This is a genomic window from Streptomyces sp. NBC_01198, assembly GCF_036010485.1.
Taxonomy (GTDB): Bacteria; Actinomycetota; Actinomycetes; order Streptomycetales; family Streptomycetaceae; genus Actinacidiphila.
The window spans coordinates 2636322-2661548 of the sequence record NZ_CP108568.1; the positions used below are offsets into that span (position 1 = coordinate 2636322).

Annotated in this window: 23 protein-coding genes; 8 read left to right on the forward strand and 15 right to left on the reverse strand. The window is 72.7% G+C overall.

Annotation, left to right across the window (positions count from 1 at the left end; genetic code table 11):
* Positions 1-10: 10 nt before the first annotated feature.
* From OG702_RS11660 to OG702_RS11670, 3 genes are read right to left on the reverse strand one after another with little or no spacing between them, the layout of a single operon-like run.
* On the reverse strand, positions 11-3343 hold the full coding sequence (locus tag OG702_RS11660; RefSeq protein WP_327288801.1) for an SAV_2336 N-terminal domain-related protein: 3333 nt from the start codon (positions 3341-3343) through the stop codon (positions 11-13).
* Between the two features lie 7 nt (positions 3344-3350).
* Positions 3351-4364 carry an AAA family ATPase gene (locus tag OG702_RS11665; protein WP_327288802.1) on the reverse strand — a complete coding sequence of 338 codons (1014 nt, stop codon included), beginning with the start codon at positions 4362-4364 and terminating at the stop codon, positions 3351-3353.
* Positions 4365-4394: 30 nt separating this feature from the next.
* A complete protein-coding gene (locus tag OG702_RS11670) occupies positions 4395-6392 on the reverse strand; it encodes a VMAP-C domain-containing protein (RefSeq protein ID WP_327288803.1) in 1998 nt (665 codons plus the stop codon).
* A gap of 216 nt (positions 6393-6608) precedes the next feature.
* Between OG702_RS11670 and OG702_RS11675 the strand changes: the two genes are divergently transcribed.
* From OG702_RS11675 to OG702_RS11685, 3 genes are all read left to right on the forward strand, one after another.
* Positions 6609-6791 carry a DUF6104 family protein gene (locus OG702_RS11675; RefSeq protein ID WP_327288804.1) on the forward strand — a complete coding sequence of 61 codons (183 nt, stop codon included), beginning with the start codon at positions 6609-6611 and terminating at the stop codon, positions 6789-6791.
* A gap of 119 nt (positions 6792-6910) precedes the next feature.
* The gene (locus tag OG702_RS11680) at positions 6911-7744 is read left to right on the forward strand and encodes a DUF4097 family beta strand repeat-containing protein (protein WP_327288805.1); all 834 of its coding nucleotides are present in this window, start codon (positions 6911-6913) and stop codon (positions 7742-7744) included.
* 1 nt (position 7745) lies between these two features.
* On the forward strand, positions 7746-8711 hold the full coding sequence (locus OG702_RS11685; protein WP_327288806.1) for a PadR family transcriptional regulator: 966 nt from the start codon (positions 7746-7748) through the stop codon (positions 8709-8711).
* A gap of 6 nt (positions 8712-8717) precedes the next feature.
* Here OG702_RS11685 and OG702_RS11690 read toward each other — a convergent pair whose 3' ends face one another.
* Both OG702_RS11690 and OG702_RS11695 read right to left on the reverse strand, forming a co-directional pair.
* Positions 8718-9683, reverse strand: coding sequence for a zinc-binding dehydrogenase (locus OG702_RS11690; protein ID WP_327288807.1), 966 nt, complete (start codon positions 9681-9683; stop codon positions 8718-8720).
* Between the two features lie 98 nt (positions 9684-9781).
* Positions 9782-10153, reverse strand: coding sequence for an ArsR/SmtB family transcription factor (locus tag OG702_RS11695; protein ID WP_327288808.1), 372 nt, complete (start codon positions 10151-10153; stop codon positions 9782-9784).
* A 110-nt stretch (positions 10154-10263) separates the two neighbouring features.
* On the opposite strand from OG702_RS11695, the gene OG702_RS11700 reads away from it, so the two are divergent.
* Positions 10264-11640, forward strand: a complete 1377-nt coding sequence (locus OG702_RS11700) for an NAD(P)-binding domain-containing protein (protein ID WP_327288809.1) — start codon at positions 10264-10266, stop codon at positions 11638-11640.
* Positions 11641-11902: 262 nt separating this feature from the next.
* On the opposite strand, the gene sodN is transcribed toward OG702_RS11700, so the two are convergent.
* Positions 11903-12298 (reverse strand): superoxide dismutase, Ni, encoded by a 396-nt coding sequence (sodN, locus tag OG702_RS11705; RefSeq protein ID WP_327288810.1) that lies wholly within the window; start codon positions 12296-12298, stop codon positions 11903-11905.
* Between the two features lie 138 nt (positions 12299-12436).
* On the opposite strand from sodN, the gene sodX reads away from it, so the two are divergent.
* The gene (gene sodX / locus OG702_RS11710; protein ID WP_327288811.1) at positions 12437-12862 is read left to right on the forward strand and encodes a nickel-type superoxide dismutase maturation protease; all 426 of its coding nucleotides are present in this window, start codon (positions 12437-12439) and stop codon (positions 12860-12862) included.
* Here sodX and OG702_RS11715 read toward each other — a convergent pair.
* The 4 genes from OG702_RS11715 to OG702_RS11730 form a co-directional block, all read right to left on the reverse strand.
* The gene (locus OG702_RS11715; protein WP_327288812.1) at positions 12766-13395 is read right to left on the reverse strand and encodes a CGNR zinc finger domain-containing protein; all 630 of its coding nucleotides are present in this window, start codon (positions 13393-13395) and stop codon (positions 12766-12768) included. The two genes, sodX and OG702_RS11715, sit on opposite strands and share 97 nt — an antisense overlap.
* Positions 13396-13525: 130 nt before the next feature.
* Positions 13526-14278, reverse strand: coding sequence for an amino acid ABC transporter ATP-binding protein (locus tag OG702_RS11720; protein WP_442814706.1), 753 nt, complete (start codon positions 14276-14278; stop codon positions 13526-13528).
* A gap of 68 nt (positions 14279-14346) precedes the next feature.
* Positions 14347-15297, reverse strand: a complete 951-nt coding sequence (locus OG702_RS11725) for an amino acid ABC transporter permease (protein ID WP_442814385.1) — start codon at positions 15295-15297, stop codon at positions 14347-14349.
* 1 nt (position 15298) lies between these two features.
* Entirely contained in the window at positions 15299-16267 is a 969-nt protein-coding gene (locus OG702_RS11730) for an ABC transporter substrate-binding protein (RefSeq protein ID WP_327288813.1), read from the reverse strand.
* Between the two features lie 416 nt (positions 16268-16683).
* On the opposite strand from OG702_RS11730, the gene OG702_RS11735 reads away from it, so the two are divergent.
* Positions 16684-17904: an NAD(P)-dependent malic enzyme gene (locus OG702_RS11735; RefSeq protein ID WP_327288814.1), complete on the forward strand. Its 1221-nt coding sequence runs from the start codon at positions 16684-16686 to the stop codon at positions 17902-17904.
* 233 nt (positions 17905-18137) lie between these two features.
* On the opposite strand, the gene trxA is transcribed toward OG702_RS11735, so the two are convergent.
* Both trxA and OG702_RS11745 read right to left on the reverse strand, forming a co-directional pair.
* Complete coding sequence (trxA, locus tag OG702_RS11740; RefSeq protein ID WP_327288815.1) at positions 18138-18551, reverse strand: thioredoxin; 414 nt, start codon at positions 18549-18551, stop codon at positions 18138-18140.
* Positions 18548-19000, reverse strand: a complete 453-nt coding sequence (locus tag OG702_RS11745; protein ID WP_327288816.1) for a MerR family transcriptional regulator — start codon at positions 18998-19000, stop codon at positions 18548-18550. Before OG702_RS11745 ends, trxA begins: the two co-directional genes overlap by 4 nt.
* Positions 19001-19190: 190 nt before the next feature.
* On the opposite strand from OG702_RS11745, the gene OG702_RS11750 reads away from it, so the two are divergent.
* The gene (locus OG702_RS11750; RefSeq protein WP_327288817.1) at positions 19191-21215 is read left to right on the forward strand and encodes an N-acetylmuramoyl-L-alanine amidase; all 2025 of its coding nucleotides are present in this window, start codon (positions 19191-19193) and stop codon (positions 21213-21215) included.
* Between the two features lie 46 nt (positions 21216-21261).
* Here the strand turns inward: OG702_RS11750 and OG702_RS11755 are convergent, their stop codons facing one another.
* From OG702_RS11755 to OG702_RS11765, 3 genes are all read right to left on the reverse strand, one after another.
* Positions 21262-22530, reverse strand: coding sequence for an FxsB family cyclophane-forming radical SAM/SPASM peptide maturase (locus tag OG702_RS11755; RefSeq protein ID WP_327288818.1), 1269 nt, complete (start codon positions 22528-22530; stop codon positions 21262-21264).
* Positions 22531-22626: 96 nt separating this feature from the next.
* The gene (locus tag OG702_RS11760; protein WP_327288819.1) at positions 22627-22869 is read right to left on the reverse strand and encodes a hypothetical protein; all 243 of its coding nucleotides are present in this window, start codon (positions 22867-22869) and stop codon (positions 22627-22629) included.
* A gap of 356 nt (positions 22870-23225) precedes the next feature.
* Positions 23226-24143, reverse strand: a complete 918-nt coding sequence (locus tag OG702_RS11765) for a MurR/RpiR family transcriptional regulator (protein ID WP_327288820.1) — start codon at positions 24141-24143, stop codon at positions 23226-23228.
* Positions 24144-24285: 142 nt separating this feature from the next.
* Between OG702_RS11765 and OG702_RS11770 the strand changes: the two genes are divergently transcribed.
* Positions 24286-25224 (forward strand): 1-aminocyclopropane-1-carboxylate deaminase/D-cysteine desulfhydrase, encoded by a 939-nt coding sequence (locus OG702_RS11770; protein ID WP_327288821.1) that lies wholly within the window; start codon positions 24286-24288, stop codon positions 25222-25224.
* The last annotated feature ends 3 nt before the right edge of the window (positions 25225-25227 follow it).

Consider the following 25227-nt stretch of genomic DNA (forward strand, 5'->3'; position numbering starts at 1 on the left):
GACCTCCGTGTCAGGGTGAAGTGAGCGCGGCCAGGCGCTCAGCGGTTCTGCGGCCTGCTTCGCCGCCCTCGTCCGGGAGTTGGCGCCAGCCGGCCAGCGCGGCGCGATACGCGTCGGCCGCGGCCCGCGGGCGGCGGGCGAACACGTAGACCACGCCACGCCAATGATGCGCCTGTGCGGCGAGCCGCACCATGGGGTGCGGGTCGAAGGCCCGGGTCGCCGCGGTGTCCGCGGCGTCCGCGGCGCGCCGGTAGGCCTCGGCGGCGAGGTCGAGGCGTTCGGTGCGCCGGGTGTGGCCGTAGCCGAGCCGGTGCACCTCGCCGAGTTCGTAGGAGATCCGGGCGATCTGCCCGGGCTCGACCGCGGGTTGCAGGGCGCGCAGCAGCACGTGCTCGGCCTCGCGCAGGTCGACCAGGTCGCCTTCCGCGGTGTAGCGCAGCACGAGTGCCCGGCCGAGCATCAGCAGCCGGGCGGGCAGTCGCGGGTCGTCGGCGGGGGTCTCCATCCGGCAGTCGCGCAGCACCAGGACGGCCCGGTTGACGAACAGTTCGCCGCCGGGGAGCGCGGCTCGGTCCAGCAGGGCGGCGCCCCATTCGGCGACCAGGTTGCTGTACTCGGGGCGGTCGCGCGGGGTGAGCCGGCAGGCTTCGGCGAACCGCCCTGCCGCGGCTTCGAGTTCGCCGGGCGGGCCGCCCTCCGCGTGCCGGGCGACCCTGATCCGGCCCGAGCGGGTGAGGATGGAGGCGCGCAGCAGCCGGTCGCGGCTCTCGCCGAGCGCCCGGTCCACCAGCCGCTGTGCCTCGGCCAGCCGGCCGCCCGCCACCAGCAGCGCGTCGACCAGGGCGAGGATCGCGGCGACGAGCTGTTCGGGGCCGGCGTCCTCGCGCTCCAGCGCGTCCAGCCCGGCGGCGAAGGAGGTCGCGGCCTGTTCGGCGCAGACCTGTTCGCGCTCCCGGTCGACGGCGGCGCCGGCGAGTCTGAGCAGCGCGCGGCCGTGGGCGAGGGCGAGTTGGCTGGGGCGGTCCTCGGTGGGCGGCCAGGAGTCGGCGAAGGCTTCGAGGGAGCCGACGGTCTCTTCGAGCAGCACCGCGTCACCGCTGATGAGCCACTGGTCCTCCAGGATCTCGACGCGTTCCAGGGTGGCTGCGAGCAGTTCGTGGCGTTCCAGGCCGGGGGACGCGCAGACGGCGGTGAGTTCGCGGTCGGCGCGGCGCAGCAGGTCCAGCGCGGCGCGGGTGTCGCCGACCGCGGCACGGTCGTCGGCGGAGGCGCGCAGCACGCCGGCTCTGACCGCGCGGGCCTTGACCGAACCGGGGTGGGCGGCGGCGGTCTCGGCGGCGTCCTGCGCCTCGCGCAGCAGGCCGGGGCCGCCGCGCAGCCGCCACAGCCGTATGAGCTGTTCGGCGAGTTCGCTCCACAGCTCCGGGTCGGTGCCGTGCCTGAACTCCTCGGCGGCGGCCCGGCGCAGCAGCTGGACGGCCTCCATCAGATTCTGCACCATGCCCTCGTCGCGGAACCTGGCGACGAGTTCCCGTGCCCGCAGGACGACGGAGGAGGTGCCGCCGACGGCGCCGGGGTGCGCGCCGCCGTCGCGGGCGGCGCCGCTGCCGGCCAGTGGCACGAAGCGCTCCAGGACGCGGGCGGCGACTTCGGCGAAGGGCTGCTGGGAGTCGACGCCGATGGCCGCGCGTTCGGCGCGGGCGGTGTCCCTGGCGGCCGAGGCCACCGCGGCGTCGGAGACGGCGTCGCTGGGCCCGTCGGTGAGCTGGGTGATGGCCAGGGCGGGGAAGTTGGGGCCGCTGCGGCCGAAGCGCTGCTCGACGTATTCCGAGCAGTGCTTGAGCACCAGCCGCGCCTCGTCGAGGCCGAGCGGCCCGAGCAGGACGTCGCGGACGCCGGGCGCGAACTCGTACCACCGGTGGTCGTCGTCGTCGGCCTTCACCACCAGCCCGCTGAGCAGCACTTCGGCCAGTTCGGCCGGCCCGGAGTCGGGCAGCATGGTGCGCTGGACGAGCTGCATGACCGGCAGGAACAGCGGCGCGGCGGACAGGTAGACCGCCAGCTGGGCCGCGGCCGGGGACGCGGCGGAGCGGAAGCGGCCGACCAGGGCGGTGGGCGGTACGGTCGCGCGGCGCGGCCGGCCGGGGCTCACCGGCTGGTCGGAGCGCACCCAGCCGACCGCCGCGGGCACCTCGCCGGCCCCTATCCCGGCCAGCAGCCGCGCCCAGGCGCCCAACGCCTGCGCGGTGGGCGGGAGTACGGGCACCGGCAGGGCGTCGCCCGCGGGCGGCACGGTGAAGCCGCCGGTGCCGGCCGAGAAGCGCAGCGGCGCGGCGGGGAGCGGACCCTCCGCGCGGTGCAGCACGCCGTAGGAGACCGGCAGCCGGGTCCGCGACCACAGGCGGGCGGGCAGCGGCTGGAGTACGGCCACCGGGCCGTGGCCGGCCAGCCGGTGCAGCAGCCGGTGTGCCTGTCCAGAGCGCCACAGCGGCCCGGCGCAGTCGCTGACCAGCAACGTGACCCGGCGGCCCGTGGGGTCGATCAGCTGGTCGGCGGAGCGCAGCGCGGACGGCTCGGGGTCGAAGCGGCTACTGACGGCGGGAGCGCCGTCGGGGGTGGCGTGCAGATGGCGGATCTGCACCTCGTGGAAGGCGCCGAGGCGTTCGAAGACGCCGCCGAGCTCGCGCAGCATCCGCTCCCACACGTACATCGACGACGAGGCGTCCATCAGCAGCTGCATGGTGGCGTTGCCGCGGCCGACCGGCCGGAAGACCGGCAGCAGCAACCCGCCGGCCAGCGCGGAGCGTTCCGCGGTGGCGGATTCGTCCAGGGTCTCCCGCAGCGGCCGGGCGGGGCTGCGGTAGCGCTGCAACGGCCGCAGAGCCGACTGGAGTTCGAGCAGCCGGGGCAGCGCGGTGGCCTCGGGGACGGCCACCGTCAGGCCGGCCGGCCCCGGCGGGACGCGGCCGGGCTCGGCCACCCCGGGGTAGAGGTCGAGCATGCCGCCCTCGTCCCGCTCGGGCGGGACCAGGCTCCTGCCCCGCCCGTCGGTGCCGTCCGCGGGGACCTGCGGCAGGTCGCCCGGGGCGCCGCCGGGGCCGCCGCCGCTGCCGGGGGCGGGTCCCTGCTCGCGCTCGGCCGGTACCGGTTCCGGCACGGTCGGCACCGACCAGCGGGCCAGCCAGAGCGCGTCGGCCAGTTCACCGGTGCCGGGTTCGAGCCCGGCACCGGTCAGCCTGCCGACGAGTTCGGCCAGCGGGTCGGGCAGGGGCCGCCCACCGGTGGCGTCCTCGGCGGGCGGCTCGGCCGGCTGCCCGGCTCCGCGGTTCGGCTCGGCGTCCACGGCCGCCTCACCTGGGCCGGTCGAGCCGCTGGATGAGCATGTCCGCCAGTCGGGAACGGGTGGGCGGCGCCGCGTGGTGGGTGAGGTAGATCGCGTTCAGCAGCTGGTCGGTGGCCAGCAGTTCGGTGCGGGAGCGGTCGAGGAAGCGGGTCACCAGGTCCTCGCCGACGGTGGCCGCCTCGTCGCCGAGGTGGGCGCGCACGACGGTGGACAGCCGGTGGTGGTCGGGGCGGTCCAGCTCCAGGTGGATACAGCGGCGCAGCAGCGGCGCGGGGAAGTCGCGCTCACCGTTGCTGGTGAGGATCACGAAGGGGAAGGCGCGGCAGCGGACCCGGCCCTCGCCGACGGTGACCTTCGCCCCGTCGTCGGTGAGCACGTCGACCTGCGGCTCGCGTTCCGCGAGGCGTTCGAGTTCGGGGATGCCGTACTCGCCTTCCTCCATCACGTTCAGCAGGTCGTTGGGCAGGTCGATGTCGCTCTTGTCCAGCTCGTCGATCAGCAGCACCCGGGGTTTGGCGGTGGGCAGCAGCGCGGTGCCGAGCGGGCCGAGCCGGATGTAGCTGCCGATGCCGCCGGGCGGCGCGGTGCCGGAGTGGGCGGCGATCTGGTTGTCCTGGAGGCGGGCGATGGCGTCGTAGCGGTAGAGCCCGTCCTGCAGGGCGCTGCGGCTGACGATCGGCCAGTGCAGGACCCTGCCCAGGCCCAGTTCGTACGCCACCGCGTGCGCGAGGGTGCTCTTGCCCGCGCCGGGGCTGCCGGTGACCAGCAGGGGGCGGCGCAGATACAGCGCCGCGTTGACCATCTCCAGCTCCTCCGGGCTGGGGCGGTGCATTTCGGCCATGTGCCGGTAGGCGCCGAGCCTGCGGGCCGAGGAGCTGTCCGGGCCGGGGCCGGGCGCGACCAGCGGCCCGCCGTCGAAGTCGCGCCAGGGCGGCGGCTCCGGCAGCCCGTCGATTCGGGTGTGGGGTTCCCCGGTGCCGCGGTAGATGAGCCAGTCGCCGGACGGGCCGGTCTCGGTCATGTCACTCACCTCGATACCTCGCATCCCTGCTCACGGTGTCTCCAGCGGCTCGTCGGTCCCGGGCAGCGGCCGGGTCGGATCGTGGTAGAAGAGCATCAACCCGGCGGACCAGAACTTCTCCGGCACCCCGTCGTCCACCTCGCCCCGCAGCTCCGCCAGCAGCCGGGGCAGCCGGCTTGAGGTCCTGGCTGTCCGCACCACCCGGGTCATACCGCGGTGGAAGTCCGCGCACACCGACTCCTGGGCCACCGGCTGCCGCCGCCACAGCGCGACGCTGTAACCGCTGCGCACGACGTGGTGCAGCGCCTCCGGCGCGGTGGCGGCGCTGCGGCAGAACACCGGCAGGGTGTCGCGGGGGCGGGCCCGCAGCTCGCCCTCCTCGGGCAGCGCGCTGGGGACGCCCTCGTCGCAGTCCAGGATGTCCGGGCGGGGCGGCTGCTCGTGCAGGGTGCGCCAGCGGGCGGCGCGCTCGTCGGCCTCCGGCCGGTCCTCGGCCGGCATGTCGGTGCGGCGGATCACCACCGGCCGGTCCGGCTCGACGCCGAACAGCCGGACGTCGGAGAAGCGGCCCACCAGCGCGCCGGGCACGGCGAGCTGGATGACCGCGAGAGTGCCGGAGCCGTCGCAGCGGCGGAACGCCTCGCGCAGCGGTTCGCGCAGCCTGAGCGCCAGGGCGTCCAGTTCGGTGCCGCCGAACTCCTCCTCGACGCACTCCACTTCGCCGCTCTCCGGCACCGAGCTGACCCGCCAGTCGTAGTGTCCCGGCTCCCAGCCGCGCGGGAAGATCTCCAGCAGCGCCTCCGGGCCGTGCCGCCCGGCAGGCACCGGGCCGGCGCCGGGCGCGGCCCTGGCCCGCAGCCGGCTCTTGCGCTCGTCGACCAGCGTGCGGCGGAAGAGCCTGCTGAGCGTGTCGGCGGCGCCCGCGGTCTGCTGGGCCCAGCCCCACAGCGCGCGTTCGGCGGGCTCGTCGGTGGGGCCGGCCCGGTCGGCGGTGGCGGCGTGCACGGCGTAGCGCAGCACCGCCTCCAGCTCGGTGGTGCCGCGCCGCAGGTCGTAGAGCAGCCCGAGGCCGTCGCGCCAGGCGCGCGGGGCGACCGGCAGGCCCTGTGCGGGGCCGCCGCGCACCGCGGCGACGACGTCCTGCAGGCTGCGGGCGTCGGCCGGCGGCGGCAGCTGGGCCAGCAGCCCGAGCAGCCGGGTGCGCTGGCCGGGGGTGAGGGCGCGGCCGGTGCAGGCGCCGATCTCGCTGTGCGCGTCGGTCCAGGTGCCGCCGTCGTTGCGGACGAAGGCGTACTGGTCGGCATGGTGGAGGTCGTGCGCCGCCATCACCCGGTGGTAGAGGTCGCAGGACGGGTCGGGGGAGTCGCCCCGCGGCAGCCGGCGTAACTGCTGTATGCCCACCGCGAGGCCGCCGTCCATCCCCTGCCTGCGGGCCTTCAGCACGCCGATCACCTCGCCGCGCACCAGGTCCACCACCGGTCCGCCGGACACGCCGTGCGGCATCTCGTCCTCGTTGCCGAGCTTGAGCACGCCCGAGGTGCCGGCCTGGCCGCTGATGGTGCACCTGCCGTTGTACGGCTCGGGGCCTTCGCTGCCCGGTGTGTACCCGAAGAAGGCGACCTGGTTGGTCGTGTAGGCCTTGGCGGTGCGCTCGGTGAGCCAGACGCAGGGGTGGTCGAGCGGGTCGAGCAGCCGGATCAGCGCCAGGTCGGGGGCGGGCCAGCTGCCGGCGTCGTGGCCGCCGGGCTCCGCCCACTCCACGACGCCGCCGAGCATGCGGCCGCCCCAGCCGACCGTGACCTCGCGCGCCGCCGGCCGCTCCACACCCGCCGCCTCCTCCGCGTCCACCGATCCCCGGCACGCCACGTGGGCACAGGTCAGCACCCAGCTCGGCGCGACGAAGAAGCCGCTGCCGTACAGCGGGTGGCCGGGCGTCGCGCCGTGGATGCTGACGGTCGCGTCGCGGACCAGCGGGACGAGGGTCTCTGCCGGGTCGATGGGTTCGGGCTCATCGCTCCGCGGCGTCACCCCGCTCCCCCCATGCCGTCGATCGCACACGTCGCACCCGTCGCAGCGGTCAGCGCGCCCACTCCACCCCCCACTGGCCGATCATCTCCGAAGGCTAGTGCCTGCCGGTGCCCGCGCGAGGCCCTTCGGCCAACTCCTATCCTTGTCCAGTCTGTCCCGTCCTTCGCTGTTCTTCCCCGCTCAGCGACCCTCCCACCCCTGTTTCAGGAGCAGATCTTGTACTTCACCGACCGCGGCATCGAGGAGCTCGCCGACCGGCGCGGAGAGGAGGAGGTCACGCTGGAATGGCTAGCGGACCGGCTCCGCGAATTCGTCGACCTCAACCCGGAGTTCGAGATCCCGGTCGAGCGCCTCGCCACCTGGCTGGCGCGCCTGGACGACGAGGACGACGACGGCTGACCCGAGCCGCCCCCGGACCTCCCGCGGCCTGCCGCGTACTTGACTTGCGCGTGACGCGATATATCGTGTGAAGCGGAGGACGCGATATACCGCGTTGGTCGGGCGCAAGGAGGGGCACCATGGAACGGACCGTCACGGAACCCGGGACGTTCGAGTTCGAGGACGCCATAGACACGCTCTGCGTGCGGATCGTCGGTGGCGCCGTCAACGTGGTGGGGATCGAGGAGGGGCCGGCCCGGATGGAGGTCACCGAGCTCGAAGGCCCGCCGCTCATCGTGCAGCGGGAGGGCTCGTCGCTGACCGTCGCGTACGAGGACCTGAGCTGGAAGGGCCTGCTGAAGTGGCACGACCGCCACGGCTGGCGGCGCCGGGCGGTGATCTCGCTCGCCGTGCCGCAGCACACCTCGGTCGAGGTGGGAGTGGTCGGCGCCGGCGCGGTGATCTCCGGGATCAGCGGCAGCACCCTGGTGCAGGGCGTGAACGGCGACACCACGCTGGTCGGCCTGACCGGGCCGGTGAAGGCCAACACCGTCGCGGGCAACGTCGAGGCCCAGTCCGTCTCCGGCGACCTGCGCGTCCACACCGTCTCCGGTGACCTCACCGTGGTGGAGGGCAGCGGCTCGGAGGTGACCGCCGACTCGGTCAGCGGCAGCATGGTGCTCGACCTGGACCCCGCGGGCGGCGCCGACGTCCGGCTGACCACCGTCTCCGGCGAGATCGCCATCCGCATCCCCGAGCAGGGCGACGCCGAGGTCGACGCGAACACCACCAGCGGCCGCGTCTCGTGCGCCTTCGACGAGTTGCAGGTGACCGGCCCGTGGGGAGCCAAGCGGATCACCGGCCGGCTGGGCTCGGGCGGCGCCCGGCTCAGGGCCACCACCGTCTCCGGCGCGATCGCCCTGCTCCGCAGGCCACCGATGGAGGACGCGCCCTCCTTCAGGAAGGACATCTGACATGGCGCCCGTCTTCGCGCACGGCCGGCTGCGGCTGTATCTGCTCAAGCTGCTCGACGAGTCGCCGCGGCACGGCTACGAGGTGATCCGGCTGCTGGAGGAGCGTTTCCAGGGGCTGTACGCGCCCTCGGCCGGCACCGTCTACCCGCGGCTGGCGAAACTGGAGAAGGAGGGCCTGGTCACCCACTCCACCGAGGGCGGCCGGAAGATCTACGCCCTCACCGACGAGGGCCGCGCCGAACTGGCGGCACGCTCCGAGGAGATCGCCGGGCTCGAAGCGGAGATCCGCGCGTCGGTCTCGACGCTGGCCGCCGAGATCCGCGAGGACGTCCGTGGCGCGGTGGGCGATCTGCGCCGGGAGGTACGCGCGGCGGCGCAGCAGGCGCGGGCCCAGGGCGGCGACGGCGGGCAGGAGTTCCGGGAGGCCAAGCAGCAGTGGAAGGAGCAGGCCCAGCGCGCCAAGGAGGAGAGCCGCAGGGCCAAGGAGGAGGCGAAGGCCGCGCGCCGGCAGGCGAAAGCGGCCAAGGACGCGATGGACAGCGCCAGGGACGAGGTGCAGCGGATCGCCCGGCAGGTGCAGGAGCAGGTCCAGTCGCACGCGCGCGGCGGCGACTGGCAGGCGGGCCTGCGCGAGGGGCTGGCGGAACTGACCAGGGAGCTGGGCCAGTTCGGCAAGCCGGCACCAGGCGCTCGGCAGCCGGGGCCCTTCTCTCCGCCCACGACCGACCGGACGCCGCCGTATCAGGGCGGCGACGAGGCGGCGGCCGGGGAGCCGGACGACGCCCCACCGTCCGTGGACCCGGCGCGCGACCTGGAGCGGCTGCTCGACCGCTTCCGGGACGACATCCGCGACACGGCCCGCGATCTGGGCCTGGACGACGGCCAGTTGCGCGAGGTCCGGCGCCATCTGTCGGCGGCGGCCGCGCACATCACGGCCACCCTGCACACCGGGAGGAAGCGGCCCTGAGCGGGGTCAGCCGTTGGTGAGCACGATCTTGCCGAACACCTCGCCGCGCTCCAGCCGTTCGAACCCCTCGCGCGCCCGGTCCATCGGCAGGACGGTGTCGATGACCGGGCGTACGCCGGTGGCCGCGCAGAAACCGAGCAGGTCCTCCAGCTCGTCCTTGGTGCCCATCGTCGAGCCGACGACCCGCAGTTCGAGGAAGAAGATCCGGTTCAGCCCGGTGGCGGGCGGGTTGGGGCCGCTGGTGGCACCGGAGATGACCAGGGTGCCGCCGGGCCGCAGCGACTTGACGGAGTGCGACCAGGTGGCGGCGCCCACCGTCTCGATGACCGCGTCGACCCGCTCGGGCAGCCGCCCGCCGGGCTCCAGGACGGCGTGCGCGCCCAGTTCCAGCGCCCGCTGCCGCTTGCCGGCGTCCCGGCTGGTGGCGTAGACCCGCAGCCCGGCCGCCTTGGCCAGCACGATCGCCGCGGTGGCGACCCCGCCGCCGGCCCCCTGCACCAGGACCGCGTCGCCGGGGCGTACACCGGCGTTGGTGAAGAGCATGCGGTACGCCGTCAGCCACGCGGTCGGCAGGCAGGCGGCCTCCTCGAAGCTCAGCGCGGCCGGCTTGGGCAGCACGTTCCAGGTCGGCACGGTGACCCGCTCGGCCAGCGTGCCCTGGTACTTCTCGGTGAGCAGCGAGCGGCGCTCGCGCGGGCCGACCCCGTGTCCGGTCTGGCCGATCACCGAGTGCAGCACCACCTCGTTGCCGTCCTCGTCGACCCCGGCGGCGTCACAGCCGAGGATCATCGGCAGGCTCTCCTGCCCGAGCCCGACCCCGCGCAGCGACCACAGGTCGTGGTGGTTGAGCGAGGCGGCCCTGACCGCGACGGTGCTCCAGCCCTCCCGCTTCCCCGGCTCGGGGCGCTCCCCCAGCTCAAGCCCGCTCAGCGGCTGCTCTGCGTCCATACGTGCGGCGTATACGGCGAACATCCCCCGACGCTAACGCATCCGGACCCGCGCCGGGCGTCCGGCTCAGCCGCCGTCCGCGGCGCTCGCACCCTCCGCGGCGGCGCTCAGCGGACCGGCCGTCAGCCGGCCGCGGGGCGCAGGTCAAGCATCGCGGACATGCCCGCCACCACCGACGGGGCGACGGTGTAATACACCCAGGTTCCGCGCCGCTCGGAGGTGAGCAGGCCGGCTTCGCGGAGCTTCTTCAGGTGGTGGGAGACGGTCGGCTGGGAGACACCGACGTCCTGGATGTCGCATACGCACGCCTCGCCACCCGGGTGCGAGGCGATCTTCGAGAACAGCCGCAGCCTCACCGGGTCCGACAGGGCCTTGAACGTCGCAGCCACCTTCTCCGCGTCGGCGACCGACAGCTCGCCCGCGGTGATCGGCGGGCAGCACGGCACCGCCGGGGCGTCCTGGACCGGCAGCTCGACCATCCCAGAATTCGACATATGTCTATGTTGACGCTCATCTATGTGATGTGCAAGCCTCGGGGTATCGACAGATGTCGAAACAGTGGTCGGGTTCCACTGCCAGGCCGCACTCGGAGAAGGGCACTGTCATGCTGTCACCTGCCACCACCGATCTCCCGGTCGTCGTCATCGGCGCCGGCCCCACCGGACTCGCCGCAGCCGCCCACCTGAGGGAGCACGGCCTGACCCCGCTGGTCCTGGAGCAGGGACCGGCCGCCGCGAACGCGGTACGCGGCTGGTCCCACGTACGGCTGTTCTCCACCTGGGCCGAGCTGACCGACCCCGCAGCCGAGAAGCTGCTGGCCCCCACGGGCTGGGCCAGGCCGGACCCCGGCACGTATCCGACCGGCGGGGACTGGACCGCGCTCTACCTGCAGCCACTCGCCGATGCCCTCGGCGACGCGGTGCGCTACGACGCGACCGTCACCGGCGTCTCACGCCTCGGCCGTGATCGGATCGTGGACGCCGACCGCGACATCCAGCCCTTCACGGTCCACTACGCCCTCGCCGACGGCCGCGAGCAACGGGTGCTCGCCCGCGCCGTCATCGACGCCTCCGGCACCTGGTCCCTGCCCTCCCCCGCCGGCGGCAACGGACTTCCCGCCCTCGGTGAACAGGCAGCCGCCGACCGCGTCTCCTACCGCGTCCCCGACCTCAAAGACCCTGCCGCGCGCGCCCGTTACGCAGGAAAGCGCACCGCCGTCATCGGCTCCGGCGCCTCCGCCTTCACCGCCCTGGCCGCACTCGCCGACCTCGCAGAGGCTGACGACGGGGCGGGCACGCACGCGGTGTGGGTGCTGCGCCGCGGCATCTCCGGCTCGACCTTCGGGGGTGGCAGCGCCGACCAGCTCCCCGCCCGCGGCGCCCTGGGCCTCGCTGCGAAGGCCGCCGTCGATGACGGCCATGCCGACGCCGTCACCGGGTTCCGCACCGACGTGATCGAGCGGGACGCCGACGACCGGCTGATCCTGATCGGCGACGACGACCAGCGCCTGGAGCCGGTCGACGAGGTGATCGTGCTGACCGGCCTGCGCCCCGACCTGGGCTTCCTGTCCGAACTCCGGCTGAGCCTGGACGAACGCCTCCAGGCACCGGTCGCGCTCGCCCCGCTGATCGACCCCAACCAGCACTCCTGCGGCACCGTCTACCCCCACGGACACCGCGAGCTGTCCCACCCCGAGAGCGGCCTCTACCTGGTGGGGATGAAGTCCTACGGCCGCGCCCCGACCTTCCTGGCGATGACCGGCTACGAGCAGGTCCGCTCGGTGGTCGCCGCCCTCGCCGGCGACCTCGAAGCCGCCGACCGCGTCGAACTCACCCTCCCCGAAACCGGGGTGTGCGGCGGCGCCGGCCTTTTCGACGACCCGGCCGCCGGACAGGCCGACGGAGGCGGCTGCTGCACCCCGGCTCCCGCACTGGTGCAGATCGGCATCGGCGCACCCGCGTCGACCGGCGGCTGCTGCTGAGAACTCCCCTCACCAGGAGGTCGTCGGGTCGGGGCCGGCACCGCGTGCTTGCCCGCGGCGATCAGCCGGATGACGCGGTAGGCGGCGTCGAGCCATGCCGCTTCCCGGTTGGCGAGCTCCAGGCGGCGGAGAGCGGCGCGGCCGGGCGAAGAAGACCGCACCCGGTCCGTGATGGACGCCGTTCTCGGCGGCCTGCGGACCGGGCGCGGACCGGTAGCCGATCTGACCAGCGCAACCGCGGGTCGGACGACCTGACCGGAGGTCAGGCCTTCTTGGTCTCCCAGAAGATCCTGTCGATCTCCGCGATCAGGTCAAGGGCCTTCTGGCCGGTGGCCGGGTCGTTCGAGGCCTTGGCGGCGCTGAGGGCCTTGAGCGTGTCGTTCACCAGCTGGTGGAGCTGGGGGTACTTCTCGAAGTGCGGGGGCTTGAAGTAGTCGCTCCACAGCACGGAGACGTGGTGCTTGGCCAGCTCGGCGCGCTGCTCCTTGATGAGCACGCACCGGGTGCGGAAGTCCGCGTCGTCGTTGGCCTGGTACTTCTCCTGGACCGCCTTGACGGACTCGGCCTCGATGCGGGCCTGGGCCGGGTCGTACACGCCGCAGGGCAGGTCGCAGTGTGCGCTTACCTTCACCTTGGGCGCGAACAGGCGAGTGAACATGGCTGTCCTTCCTCGTGATCGTCTTTCAGGTGGGACATTACTCCCTGGACGAGTCGATTTCTCGGGTGCCCCAGGTGGCTTGGGCCAAAAGTCTGGTGTCACTCTGGGTCCGGTGGAGTAACGAACCAGGAGGCGGTCATGCGGGAGCAGGGGGCCAGGCTGTCGTGGCAGCTGGTCGAGGTCACTGGTCCGTCGATGGCGCCCACGCTGCTGCACGGGGACTGGCTGCTGATCCAGAAGATCAGCAGCGGCGCCGAGCTGGTGCGCGAGGGGGACGTCGTGGTCCTGAAACATCCGTTGCAGCAGGATCTGTTGATCGTGAAACGGGCGGTGGACCGGCGCGAGGGCGGGTGGTGGGTGCTGGGCGACAACACCTTCGTGGAGAACGACAGCAGGGAGTTCGGCATCGTGCCCGACGATCTGGTGCTGGCGCGGGCCAGGGGCAGGTTCAGGCCGCCGCGCGAACTTCAGCGTTCGGTGGCGGGCGTGGCGTCCTGGGCGGCGTCCTGCGTGCGGCCGCTGCGGCCTGACCGGTCGCTCTCCAGGCGCTTGCGGGCCCGGTAGGCCGCGACGTTGGCGCGGGTGGCGCAGCGGTCGGAGCAGTAGCGGCGGGACCTGTTGGTCGAGGTGTCGACGTAGGCGTTGCGGCAGGGGGCGGCCTCGCAGATGCCGAGCCGGTCCACGCCCAGCGTGGTGAGCTGGAAGGCCAGGCCCATGCAGGCGGTGGCGGAGTAGCCCGCGGTGGCGTTGACCGCCTGGTCGGCCAGGTGCATGTGCCAGTCGGGGCGCCCGGTGGCGTCGAGGTGGTCGTGCCCGGAGATCTGCGGGCTGACCGGGAACTCCAGCATCAGCGCGTTGAGCAGGTCGACCGCCCGGACCTCGTCCCGCTCGTCGGCCGCCTCGAACACCCCGCGCAGCCGGGTGCGTACCGCGCGCAGCCGGGCCACGTCCGCGTCGACGGCGCGCGACCCGGCGTGCGAGGCGGGACCGAACAGCTCGCGTATCGCCTCCACCGAGGTCAGGGTGTCGGTCCCGCGCAGCGGCTCCTCGCTGTTGACGAGGCGCACGGCGTAGTCCGAGTAGTAGGCCAGATCCACAGATGGTCCTCTTGGTCCTTTACGGGGTTCGGCCCGGCCCCGGTAACAGCCGGACCGGAGTCCAGGCTATTACCGGAGCGGCGTTCGCGGGTGTCACGGCACCGGCCGGCGGCGGGAGGGTCGGCACGGGTCACAGCACCTTGGACAGGAAAGCCCTGGTCCGCTCGTGCTGCGGGTTGCTCAGCACTTCCCGCGGGTGCCCCGATTCCACCACGACACCGTCGTCCATGAAGACCAGCGAGTCGCCGACCTCGCGGGCGAAGCCCATCTCGTGGGTGACCACGATCATGGTCATACCGTCCTCGGCCAGCCCGCGCATGACGTCCAGCACGTCGCCGACGAGTTCCGGGTCGAGCGCCGAGGTCGGCTCGTCGAAGAGCATCAGCTTGGGCTCCATGGCCAGCGCCCGGGCGATGGCGACCCGCTGCTGCTGTCCGCCGGACAGTTGGGAGGGGTAGCTGGCCGCCTTGTCGGCCAGGCCCACCCGGTCCAGCAGTGCCGCGGCCCGCTCCCTGGCGACCGCCCGGGTCTCCCGCTTGACCTGGACCGGGCCCTCCATCACGTTCTCGATCGCGGTCATGTGCGGGAAGAGGTTGAAGCGCTGGAAGACCATGCCGATGTCCCGGCGCTTGGCGGCTACCTCCCGGTCGCGCAGCTCGTAGAGCCGGTCGCCGCGCTGCCGGTAGCCGACCAGGTCGCCGTCCACCCACAGCCGCCCGGCGTTGATCTGCTCCAGGTGGTTGATGCAGCGCAGGAAGGTGGACTTGCCCGAGCCCGAGGGGCCGATCAGGCAGCACACCTCGCGCGGGGCGACCTGCAGGTCGATGCCCTTGAGGATGTGCGCGGCGCCGAAGGACTTGTGGACGTTCTCCGCCCTGACCATCGGCTCCACGCTGCCGCCGCCGCCCTCGGTGGCGGCGGCCGGCTTGGTCATGTCGGGGGTGCTCATGATCAGGCCACCTTCGGTCGGCGCAGGGTGGTCAGGTTCGCCCTGACCTTCTGCCACGGGGTCAGCGGCAGCGACCGCAGCGAGCCGCGGGCGTAACGCCGCTCCAGATAGAACTGGCCGACGCTGAACACGCTGGTCAGCACCAGGTACCAGATCGACGCGACGAAGTAGAGCTCCATGATCGCGTTGGAGCTGACGCCGATGTCGGAGGTGGCGCGCAGCACTTCCGAATACTGCACGACCGAGACCAGCGAGGAGGTCTTGAGCATGTTGATGAACTCGTTGCCGGTCGGCGGGATGATCACCCGCATCGCCTGCGGCAGCACGATCCTGCGCATGGTCCGCGCGCTGGTCATGCCCAGCGCGTGCGACGCCTCGGTCTGGCCCTCGTCCACCGACTGGATGCCGGCCCTGACGATCTCCGCCATGTACGCGCCCTCGTTCAGGCCGAGGCCCAGCAGGGCGGCCACGAACGGGGTCATCACCGCGACGGTGTCGTTCTTGTAGATCGGCCCCAGGTTGATCGTGTGGAAGATCAGCGAGAGGTTGAACCACATCAGCAGCTGGACGTAGACCGGGGTACCGCGGAAGAACCAGATGTACAGCCAGGCGACCGCGCCGGTGACCGGGTTCTTCGACAGCCGCATGACCGCGAACAGCACACCGAGCACCAGGCCCATGGCCATCGCGCAGACCGAGATCAGCACGGTGTGCCACAGACCGGTCATGACGGTGTGGTCGAACAGCTTGTCGCCGACCGTGCCCCAGATGATCTTGCCCTGCGAGAAGCCGTACGCCAGCCAGCCCAGCAGCACGACCACCACGACGGCGGCGACCCACCGGCCGTAGTGGCGTACCGGAATGGCCCGGATCGCCTCGAAGGTGCCGGCGGGGGCTGCTTTCGAGGGGCCGGCCGTACCCTCCGGGGTACGGCCGGCCGTCGTCCCGCTCACGTCACGAGCCGCCGTTGACTGCGGCGCTGGAGACCGCGCCGGTGGTGGCGTTCCACTTCTGCAGGATCTTGGTGTAGGTGCCGTCCGCGATGATCGCGTCCATCGCGGCCTTCAGCGCGTCCCGCAGCTGGGTGTCGTCCTTGCTCACCGCGATACCGAACGGCCCGGCGTCGGACGGCGGGCCCGCCACCTCGAAGTCGGCGCCCTTGCCCGAGGTCTGCGCGATGTAGGCGGCCACCGGCGTGTCGTTGAGGTCGGCGACCGCGCCGCCGGCCTTGACCCGGGTCTGCGCCTCGGCGTCGGTGTCGAACGCCTGGATGGTCAGGCCCGTGCCGCCGCAGGCGGTCTTCTGCTTCTTGAAGGCGTCCTCGTAGATCGTGCCCCGCTGCACGGCGACGGTCTTGCCGCACAGGTCCGCGAGCGTCTTGATGCCCTTGGGGTTGCCCTTCTGCACCAGCAGCGAGGAGCCGGAGTTGTAGTAGTCCACGAAGTCGACACCGGTGCCGATCTTCTTGCCCTTGTCGTCCAGTCCGCCCTGGCGGGCCTTGGTGTCGCTCATAGCGGACATCACGATGTTCGAACGGCCGGTCTGCAGCGACGTGATGAGCCCGTCGAACTTGCCGTTGGTGAACTGGAAGGTCACCCCCAGCTTGGCGCCGAGCGCGGCGCCGAGGTCCGGGTCGATACCGACGATCTTGCCGTCCTCGGTCTGCTCCATCGGCGCGTACGAGGCGTCGGTGCCGACCTTGATCACCTTGGAGTCCTGGTACGACTTCGGCAGTTTGGAGAACAGCGAGTCGGCTGCGCCGCTGGTGGCGGCGCCGCCGGCCGGGGCGGAACTCGACGGCGCGTCGTCCTTCTTGGTCTGGTCGCCGCACCCGGTGAGCACCAGGGTGCCGGCGACCGCGACGGCGGCGACCGCGCTGAGCCGGGAAAGGGCGTTGGTACACCTGGTCGTGCGTGCGGTCATCGCTGTGTCCTCCAGGAAGAGGTGAGGTGTCGTGCTGGCGGCCATGGCACACGCCTTCGAGTGCCGCCACCGTGTGTGATCTGTGCATCTTGCCATCCGGACAGCGCCGACCGGGGTGCCTGTTGTGTCAAAATCGGATAACGGGCGATCCCCGGGCTCCCATCGGGCCGGCACACCAAGGCGGGACCACGATGGGGCCGTGCCGACCAGGGCGGATCGATTCGCTTTAGCGTCCTGAAACAGACATCCGGTAGAACGGACCACCACCCCTCATCCGGGGCCGGTGCGCGTGCGGCGCACCAGGCGTCCCTGTCCGCCCCTTCGCTCACTCGTCTCAGGTGACGCGGACGCCGAGCCCACGCTCCCCCCGCCTCCGGGGGGAGTAATCTCCCTCATCTCTGACAAAGGGGTCACAAGTGGCAACGGAGATCGTTAATCCGCGGATCGCCGGCAACGCCGGGAGCGACGGGGACGCCGACGACATCCCCCTCGATCCGGTGTTCGCCCTGCACCGCGGCGGCAAGATGGAGATCACCTCCACCGTCCCGGTCCGCGACGCGGCCGACCTGTCGCTGGCGTACACGCCGGGGGTGGCCGAGGTCTGCACGGCCATCGCGGAACAGCCGGAACTGGTGCACGAGTACACCTGGAAGTCACAGGTGGTCGCCGTCGTCACCGACGGGACCGCGGTGCTGGGGCTCGGGGACATCGGGCCCGAGGCGTCACTGCCGGTGATGGAGGGCAAGGCGATCCTCTTCAAGCAGTTCGGCGGGGTCGACGCCGTGCCCATCGCGCTGGCCTGCACCGACGTGGACGAGATCGTGGAGACCGTGGTCCGGCTCGCACCGTCCTTCGGCGGGGTGAACCTGGAGGACATCTCGGCGCCGCGCTGCTTCGAGATCGAACGGCGGCTGATCGAACGGCTCGACATCCCGGTCTTCCACGACGACCAGCACGGCACCGCGGTCGTCACACTCGCCGCGCTGCGCAACGCCGCCAAGCTGACGGGCCGTGAGCTCGGCGCGCTGCGCGCGGTCATCTCGGGCGCGGGCGCGGCCGGGGTCGCCATCGCGAAGATCCTGGTGGAGGCGGGGATCGGCGATGTCGCGCTGGCCGACCGCAAGGGCGTGGTCCACCAGGGCCGCGACGACCTCAACCCGGTCAAGCGCGAGCTGGCTTCGTATACGAACCGCGCCGGGCTGACCGGTTCGCTGGAGTCGGCACTGGCCGGCGCCGACGTCTTCATCGGCGTGTCGGGCGGTACGGTCGCCGAGTCGGCGGTCGCCACCATGGCCGAGGGCGCCTTCGTCTTCGCGATGGCCAACCCGACCCCGGAGATCCACCCGGAGGTCGCGCACCGCTACGCGGCAGTGGTCGCCACCGGGCGCAGCGACTTCCCCAACCAGATCAACAACGTGCTGGCCTTCCCCGGCATCTTCGCCGGCGCCCTCCAGGTCCGCGCCTCGGCCATCACCGAGGGCATGAAGCTCGCCGCGGCCGTGGCCCTGGCCGACGTGGTGGCGAACGAGCTGAGCGCGGAGCACGTGATCCCGTCGCCCTTCGATACCCGGGTCGCCCCCGCCGTGACCGCGGCGGTCGCGGCGGCCGCCCGCGCGGAGGGCGTCGCCCGCCGCTGAGCGGTGAGGCGGGCCGCCAGGCCCGCATCTCCGGCGGCCGACCTGCGCAGACGGCCGGTGCCCAGGCGGGCACCGGCCGTCCGGACATCCGATGTGACGAGCGTCACATCCCATGGCGTCACACTCTCGGCGTTCCAGCGCTCATATCTATGCCCGGCTCACGCCGGGCACCGGAGCACCCCCGTTCGCCTGGCCCCCCGTACCGGCGAGCGGGGGTGCTTCCTGTGCCGGCCTCACAGCACGTCGGCGAGCTCCTGGAGCAGCCGGCGCTTCGGGCGGGCACCCACCATGACCTTGACCGGCTCACCGGCGCGGAAGAGCAGCAGCGTCGGCATGGACAGCACGCCGTAGGCGGCCTGGGTGGCGGGGTTGGTGTCGACGTCCAGCTGGACGATCCGCAGCCGGTGCGCCTCCTCCGCCGCGATCTCCGCCAGGACCGGCGCGATCATCCGGCAGGGCGCGCACCAGGCGGCGGTGAACTCGACAAGCACCGGCTGCTCGGCGGCCAGCACCTCGGCGGCGAAGGTGGCGTCGGTCACGGTGGACAGGGCGCCCGCACCGGCCGCGGGGCCGGCGGTGGCGGTGGTGGCGGTGGTGGCGGTGGCGGTGGCGGTGGCAGTGGCTGCGGTTCCCGCGGTGGCGGTCATGGTGGAAGGGTCCCCTCGTCGTGCCGCCCGGCCTCGGCCGGCGCGGCGGTCAGTTCACACAGCGGTACGGCATCGGCCCGCGGTCCCGCACCCGCCTCCCGCTCCGCCCGCAGCAGTTGGGCGGCGACCTCGGCGCGTACCGACGTCAGCCGGTCCACCCAGGCGTCGATCTCCGCGAGCTTGCTGCGGTAGACCGCCAGCGAGGCGGCGCAGGTGTCCCCCGCCGGGTGCCCGGCGCGCAGGCACTCCACGAACGGCCGGGTCTCCTCCAGGCCGAAGCCGTACTCCTGGAGGGTGCGGATCTGCTCCAGCATCCGCAGGTGCTCCTCGCCGTAGCTGCGGTAGCCGTTGCCCGCCCGGTCGGCCGGCGGCAGCAGGCCCAGGGATTCGTAGTAGCGGAGCGTTCGCGGCGTGGTGCCGGCGCGTTCCGCGAGTTCGCCGATGCGCATGCGTACGACGGTAGACCTTGACGTACGCGTCAGGGCCAGCCCTCTTTCCCGGGCGGCCGGGGCCGGGACCAGGCGATGGCAAAAACTTCCAGCATTTACGCACCGGGAGTTGCTGACTTCCAGTCCGCCTCGACAGGCTGCGCCCAGCACTTCCGTCCACGCACGCACACCTGCCACGCGAGGAGCCTGAATGCACCGCCCGAACGGACCCACCCGCCGCCGGCGCACCCTGACGCTGGCCGCCGCCCTGTCCCTGCTGGCCGGTCTGTCGGTGACCGCCGTGACCACCGGCGCGGCGCGGGCCGCCGACCCGCAGGCCACCCGGCAGGCGGAATTCGCCGCGGCGGCACGGGAGTTCGGCGTACCGCTGCCCGTACTCGAAGCGGTGTCGTACTACGAGACCCGCTGGGAGGCGCACGCCGGGCAGGCCGACGCCGAGGCGGGCTACGGCCCGATGAACCTCACCGACCTGACCGCGGCGACGCTTGACGCGGACGGGCTGAGCACCCAGTCACCGCGCTACGCCGACCTGCTGACCGCCCCCGCCGAGCACACCGCGGCGGCCGCGGCCCACCTGCTCGGCGTGGACACCGCGGAGGTGACCGGCGACGAGACGCAGAACATCCGCGGCGGCGCGGCCCTGCTCGCCTCGTACGCGAAGGGCTACAGCCACGGCAGGCTGCCGCGCACCGTCGACGGCTGGTACGGCGCCGCGGCCCGCTACAGCCAGTCCACCGAGGACAAGGTCGCCCGGACCTTCGCCGACGGCGTGTGGTCCACGCTGGCCGCCGGGGCCACCCGCACCACCGCGGACGGCCAGCTCGTCACCCTGGCGCCGGTCCGCCGGCTGCACCCGGACCGCGGCGACGTGCGCAAGCTGGGCCTGACCGAGGTCACCCCGCCCAGGAGCAGCACCCCGGCGGAATGCCCCAAGTCGCTGCACTGCGACGTCATCCCGGGCGCCTACACGCTGCTCGCCCCGTCGAACCTCGCCGACTACGGCAGCCACGACCTCGCCGACCGCCCCAACGGCGACCTCGACGTCCGCTACATCACCCTGCACAGCACCGACGAGACCTACGACGGCACCCTCGACCTCTTCCGCGACCCGACCTACGCGGCCGGCGCCCACTACGTCGTCAGGTCGCAGGACGGCCAGGTCACCCAGATGATCCCGACCAAGGACATCGCCTGGGACAGCGCCAACCGCTCCATCTACCAGCACTCCGTGGCCATCGAGCAGGAGGGCTGGGCGACGCACGGCGCCGCCTGGTTCAGCGAGAACCTCTACCGCTCGACCGCCTCGCTGGTGCGCTACCTGGCCGCGAAGTACGACATCCCGCTGGACCGCGCGCACATCCTCGGCCATGACAACGTGCCCGGCGGCACCGAGGCCGGGATCGCCACCCAGCACTGGGACCCGGGACCGGGCTGGGACTGGGAGCACTTCTTCGACCTGCTCGGCGCCCCGATCCGGGCGACCGCCAAGGCGGGCAGCGATGTCGTGGCGATCAAGCCGGGCTACGCGCGCAACCCGCAGACCACGACCTACTGCGACGACGTCCAGGGCTACAAGCAGTTCCCCGGCCCCTACCGCAGCTTCGACTGCCCGGTGACGTCGGCGGACGCGCCCGCCTCCTTCGTCCCGCTGCACACCGCGCCCAGCACCACCGCGCCACTGGTCGCCGACCCCTACCTGCACCCCGACGGTTCCGCCGGGACCAGCGCGATGAACGACTGGGGCGACAAGGCCCCGGCCGGTGAGCAGTACGTCGTCGCCGACCGCGTACCCGGCTGGACGGCGATCTGGTGGGGCGGCACCGAGGCCTGGCTGCAGGACTCCGCCGCGCACCCCGCGACCGTGCCGGTGAAGGCCGCCCGCATCGTCCCCAAGGCGGGGGCGGCGTCCATCCCCGTCTACACCACGGCATACCCGGAAGCCTCGGTCTACCCGCCCGACTTCGTCGCCTTCGAGGGCGGCGCCCCGCGCCCGCAGCTGGCCCGCGCCAAATACTCGATCAAGGCCGGGCAGTCCTACGTCGCGGGAGGTCCGGCCGTCGCCACGGACTCGTACTTCGCGATCTACTACGACGGGTCGGCTCCCTACGACCAGCACGACTTCGTCGGGACGACGAAGGTCTACGAGATCGTCTACAACCACCGGCTGGCGTTCGTGAACGCCGCCGACGTGGACCTGGTCCCGGCCGCCGGCTGACGGCCGGCCCGGGGGTACCGCACCCGGCGGCGCCCCCGGGCGGCGGTCAGCTGTGGACGTCGAGCGGCGCGCCGGCTCTGAGGCGCTCCACGTCCGCGAGCACCTGGTCGCGGATGTGGGTGATCAGCTTGGCCTGGTCGGTGCAGTACACCGTCGGGTTGAGGAAGCCGGTGCCCGCCCGGTAGCGGTTGGTGTACTGCCCGCCGCCGCAGATGTCCCGCAGCGAACAGCTCCGGCAGGTCGGCGAGAGGCCGGCGACGCCGCGCTGGCGTGCGACGACACCGGGGTGCAGGCGCGCCTCGTCGAAGGCGTTGCCGAAGACGTCGAGACCGGTCAGCGGCGCGTCCTGGAAGGTGGACTTCAGCGCGTCGATCAGCTCGATCGAACCGTCCGTGTCGATCGTCAGCGACTGGAAGTCCTCCAGGCCCACCGCCTCGGTGGTGCTGTGCCCGCCGAGCACCAGACCGATGATGCTGTCGAAGAACCGGACGCTCGTCGGCATCGGGACGGTGCGGTACCACCGCTCGAAGATCGGGATCAGCCAGTCGGCGTACGCGGTCCCGCCCTTGTCCCCGGTCCATCCCGGCGGGGTGTGCTCCCAGTCGTCCAGCGGCAGCAGGAAGTCCACCAGCGGGGCGCCGACCGCCGCGAGCGCCTCGTACGTCTCCAGTGGGTCGTTCTCGATGTCGACCACGCACAGCACGTTCCGCAGCCGGTCCGGGACGGTCGCCACCTTGCGCAGCGCCTCCACGCCCCGCATGACCGCGTCGAAACTGCCCTTGCCGTTCGCATACGTGCGGTGCCGGTCGTGCGCGTCGCGCGCGCCGTCCAGGCTGAGGGTGACCTTGATGTCGTGCTTCTCCAGCACGGCGAGCATGCGCGGGTCGTCCAGCAGGACGCCGTTGGTGGTCACCGACAGGATCGCCTCGATGCCGGCCGGCATGGCGGCCCGGAAGGCGGTGGCCGCGTAGTCCAGCTCGTCCGCCCCGACCAGCAGCGCCTCGCCGCCGAGGAAGGTGACGATCACCTGCGACAGCTCGTCGCGGTGGGCGGTCAGATGCTCGGTGATCCGGTACGCGGTCCTGTCGACCGTCTCGCGGGCCATCGCCATCGGCTTGGCCCGCCAGCTCTGGTCCGCCATCTCGTAGATGTAGCAGTAATCGCAGGCGAGATTGCACCGGCCGTGCACCTTGACGACGAACTGCGTGAAAGGAAGCGGCCGCCAGGACGGATCGGCCAAAGCCGCGTCGACCACCGCGAGGTCCGGCCATTCCGCGGCCGTGGCAGGCGTGTTGATCAGCGGTATTTCAATCAAGGAAGATCTCCTCGCCTTATGACCGGGCCGCGACCCGTGGCGTACCGAGTGGTCGCGGCCCGTACATCGGTGACTTTCACGCGATGAGGGCGGAAGTCACCAGCGCTGGTACTTGCCCAGCGGGGAGACCGCCGCGTCCTCGCTCGCCACGCGGGTCAGCGCCGCGCCGAGCGCGCTGTGCGCCGGCGCGGAGGCCGCTACCGCCTGCACGTCCGCGGTGCTGGGGGTGGAGGCGGCGGCGGTGCCGGCCGCCCCGGTGGCGAGGGCGACCGTCGCGGCGGCGCCCGCCGCGACCATGGCCGCCTTCCTGACGGTGCTGCGACCGCTTGATTCAGGCATGGGTACTCCCTTTCAGGAACGTGCCGTTCTTGATTTCCGCAAGGACCTTGCGCAGTCCGGCCGACATCGGCAGCATGTGAATACCCTCTTCCGGTTGCCGACCGGTTCCCGGCCAACGGTAGCGACTCCCCGACATTCGAACAACAGTTTCCAAGGACCGAATCCAGCATTTGACCGAGCACTCTTCATGCTAAAGCGGATACTTTGAGGCCGATAGTATCTATCCCGTACCGCGAGCGGACGGACAGCCCAAAAAGGAGCGCGCCGCGGTCGGGTGGCGACCGGGGCGCGCTCCCTGGTGCCCGCCGGCGGCGGGCTGCGAACGCGGATGACTGCCGGGGGTCGGCGGGCACGGGCTAGCCGGGGCGGTCGCCCTCCAGGGCCTCGTGGGTGAGGCGCAGTGCGCGGCTGGAGGTGTCGAAGGTCCGCTGCGCCACGCAGACGAACAGGCAGTCGACCACCACCAGCTGGCTGATCCTGGACGCCATCGCGCCCGGCCGGAAGGTCGTCTCGCGGCCCGCGGAGACCAGGACGTGGTCGGCCACGCCCGCCGCCGTCGACAGCGGGTGATTGGTGATCACCACGGTCGTGGCCCCCTCGGCGGAGGCCCGGCGCAGCGGTTCGAGCACGTCGCGGCTCTCGCCGGAGTGCGAGATCGCGAGGAAGACGTCCCCCGGCCCCAGCAGCACGGCGCTGGTGAGCGCGGACTGCGAGTCGCCGTGCGCGTGGCACGGCCGGCCGATGCGGGCCAGCTTCTGCTGGAGGTCCTGCGCTACCAGGCCCGACGCGCCGACCCCGGCGATGTGCAGCTGGCCGCCGCCGCAGACCGCGAGGACCGCCTGGTCCAGCTCCGCGGGATCGAGCTGACTGGCCGTCTCCTGGACGGCCTGCGACTCGGTGTGGACGATCTTGCCGATGACTTCCGCCGCCGAGTCCTCCGGGGTGATCCCGGCGCTCAGCGTGGAGCGCGGCGCCTGCCGGGCCGCGGACGCCGCCAGCGCCAGGCGCAGCTCGGGGTAGCCGGCGAAGCCGAGCGCGCGAGCGGTCCGCACGATGGACGACTCGCTGGTCCCGGCCAGCGCGCTCAACTCGGAGATGGTGCTGCGGGCGACTTGCGCCGGGTCCTCCACGATGAGCGAGGCGATCCGGGCGGCGGCAGGGGTGAGCGAGGGCAGCAGCCCCCGCACCATGGCGGTGAGCGCGTCGGCCGAGTCACTGGACGCTGTGGCGTCCCCTGATCGGTCGGTCGGTGACTCCTGGACTATTTGGTGCACGTCACACAGCATGCACCGCGAAACGCCCTTCTGGGACCTGGGGGTGCGAAATCCCGCCTCCTGGACGGCGGCCGCCGAACGGGCCCTCCCTGGCCGCGGATGTCACACGTCCGGGTGACAGTGGCCGGGGGACAATGTCCGGGTGCGCGCCGCCCCCTCGCTCCTGGATCCGCAGCCGCCGTCGCCGCTGACCGAGGTCGCAGACGACCGGCTCGAACGGCACGGCGTGCGGCTGCTGCTCAAGCGGGACGACCTGATCCATCCGGATCTGCCGGGCAACAAGTTCCGCAAGCTGCGGCTGAATCTGGCCGCCGCCGTGGCGGGCGGGCACGACACGCTGCTGACCTTCGGCGGCGCCTACTCCAACCACCTGCGGGCGGTCGCGGCGGCCGGCCGGCTGCTCGGGCTGCGCACGGTCGGGGTGGTGCGGGGCGAGGAGCTGGCCGGGCGCCCGCTCAACTCCTCGCTGGCGGTGGCCGCCGCCGACGGCATGCGGCTGGACTTCCTCGACCGGGCGACGTACCGCCGCAAGGCCGAGCCGGAGGTGCTGGCCGCGCTGCTCGCCCGGCACGGCCGCGCCTACCTGCTGCCGGAGGGCGGCTCGAACGCGGCGGCGGCCATGGGATGCGCGGACCTGGGCAGGGAACTGCGCGGCGCCGCCGACGTGGTGGCGGTGGCCTGCGGCACGGGCGGCACGCTCGCCGGGCTGGCGGCGGGGCTGGGCCCGGGACCCGAGGCGGGGGCGGACGGCGGTCTGGTGGGCGGTACGCCGGCGGGTGCCGTCGCGATCGGCTTCCCGGTGCTGCGCGGGGGCGCGTTCCTGGCCGCGGACGTTCTGCGGCTCCAGCAGGAGGCGTTCGGCGGGCGGCGCGGGAGCTGGCGGCTCGACGACCGCTTCCATCACGGCGGCTTCGCCCGGACCAGCCCGGCGCTGGAGGGCTTCGCCGCCGACTTCGCCCGGCGGCACGGCCTGGACCCGGAGCGGGTCTACGTGGCCAAGATGCTGCACGGCGTCATGACGCTGGCCGCCGAGGGTGCCTTCCCGCCGGGTACCCGGGTGGCCGCGGTGATCACCGGGTGACGT

Coding starts and splice junctions, on each gene's coding strand:
- OG702_RS11665 (WP_327288802.1), bottom strand. CDS start 4,364: ATGACCGAGACCGGCCCGTCCGGCGACTGGCTCATCTACCGCGGCACC.
- OG702_RS11680 (WP_327288805.1), top strand. CDS start 6,911: ATGGAACGGACCGTCACGGAACCCGGGACGTTCGAGTTCGAGGACGCC.
- OG702_RS11685 (WP_327288806.1), top strand. CDS start 7,746: ATGGCGCCCGTCTTCGCGCACGGCCGGCTGCGGCTGTATCTGCTCAAG.
- OG702_RS11690 (WP_327288807.1), bottom strand. CDS start 9,683: ATGTTCGCCGTATACGCCGCACGTATGGACGCAGAGCAGCCGCTGAGC.
- OG702_RS11695 (WP_327288808.1), bottom strand. CDS start 10,153: ATGTCGAATTCTGGGATGGTCGAGCTGCCGGTCCAGGACGCCCCGGCG.
- OG702_RS11700 (WP_327288809.1), top strand. CDS start 10,264: ATGCTGTCACCTGCCACCACCGATCTCCCGGTCGTCGTCATCGGCGCC.
- sodN (WP_327288810.1), bottom strand. CDS start 12,298: ATGTTCACTCGCCTGTTCGCGCCCAAGGTGAAGGTAAGCGCACACTGC.
- sodX (WP_327288811.1), top strand. CDS start 12,437: ATGCGGGAGCAGGGGGCCAGGCTGTCGTGGCAGCTGGTCGAGGTCACT.
- OG702_RS11720 (WP_442814706.1), bottom strand. CDS start 14,278: ATGGTCAGGGCGGAGAACGTCCACAAGTCCTTCGGCGCCGCGCACATC.
- OG702_RS11730 (WP_327288813.1), bottom strand. CDS start 16,267: ATGACCGCACGCACGACCAGGTGTACCAACGCCCTTTCCCGGCTCAGC.
- trxA (WP_327288815.1), bottom strand. CDS start 18,551: ATGACCGCCACCGCGGGAACCGCAGCCACTGCCACCGCCACCGCCACC.
- OG702_RS11745 (WP_327288816.1), bottom strand. CDS start 19,000: ATGCGCATCGGCGAACTCGCGGAACGCGCCGGCACCACGCCGCGAACG.
- OG702_RS11750 (WP_327288817.1), top strand. CDS start 19,191: ATGCACCGCCCGAACGGACCCACCCGCCGCCGGCGCACCCTGACGCTG.
- OG702_RS11760 (WP_327288819.1), bottom strand. CDS start 22,869: ATGCCTGAATCAAGCGGTCGCAGCACCGTCAGGAAGGCGGCCATGGTC.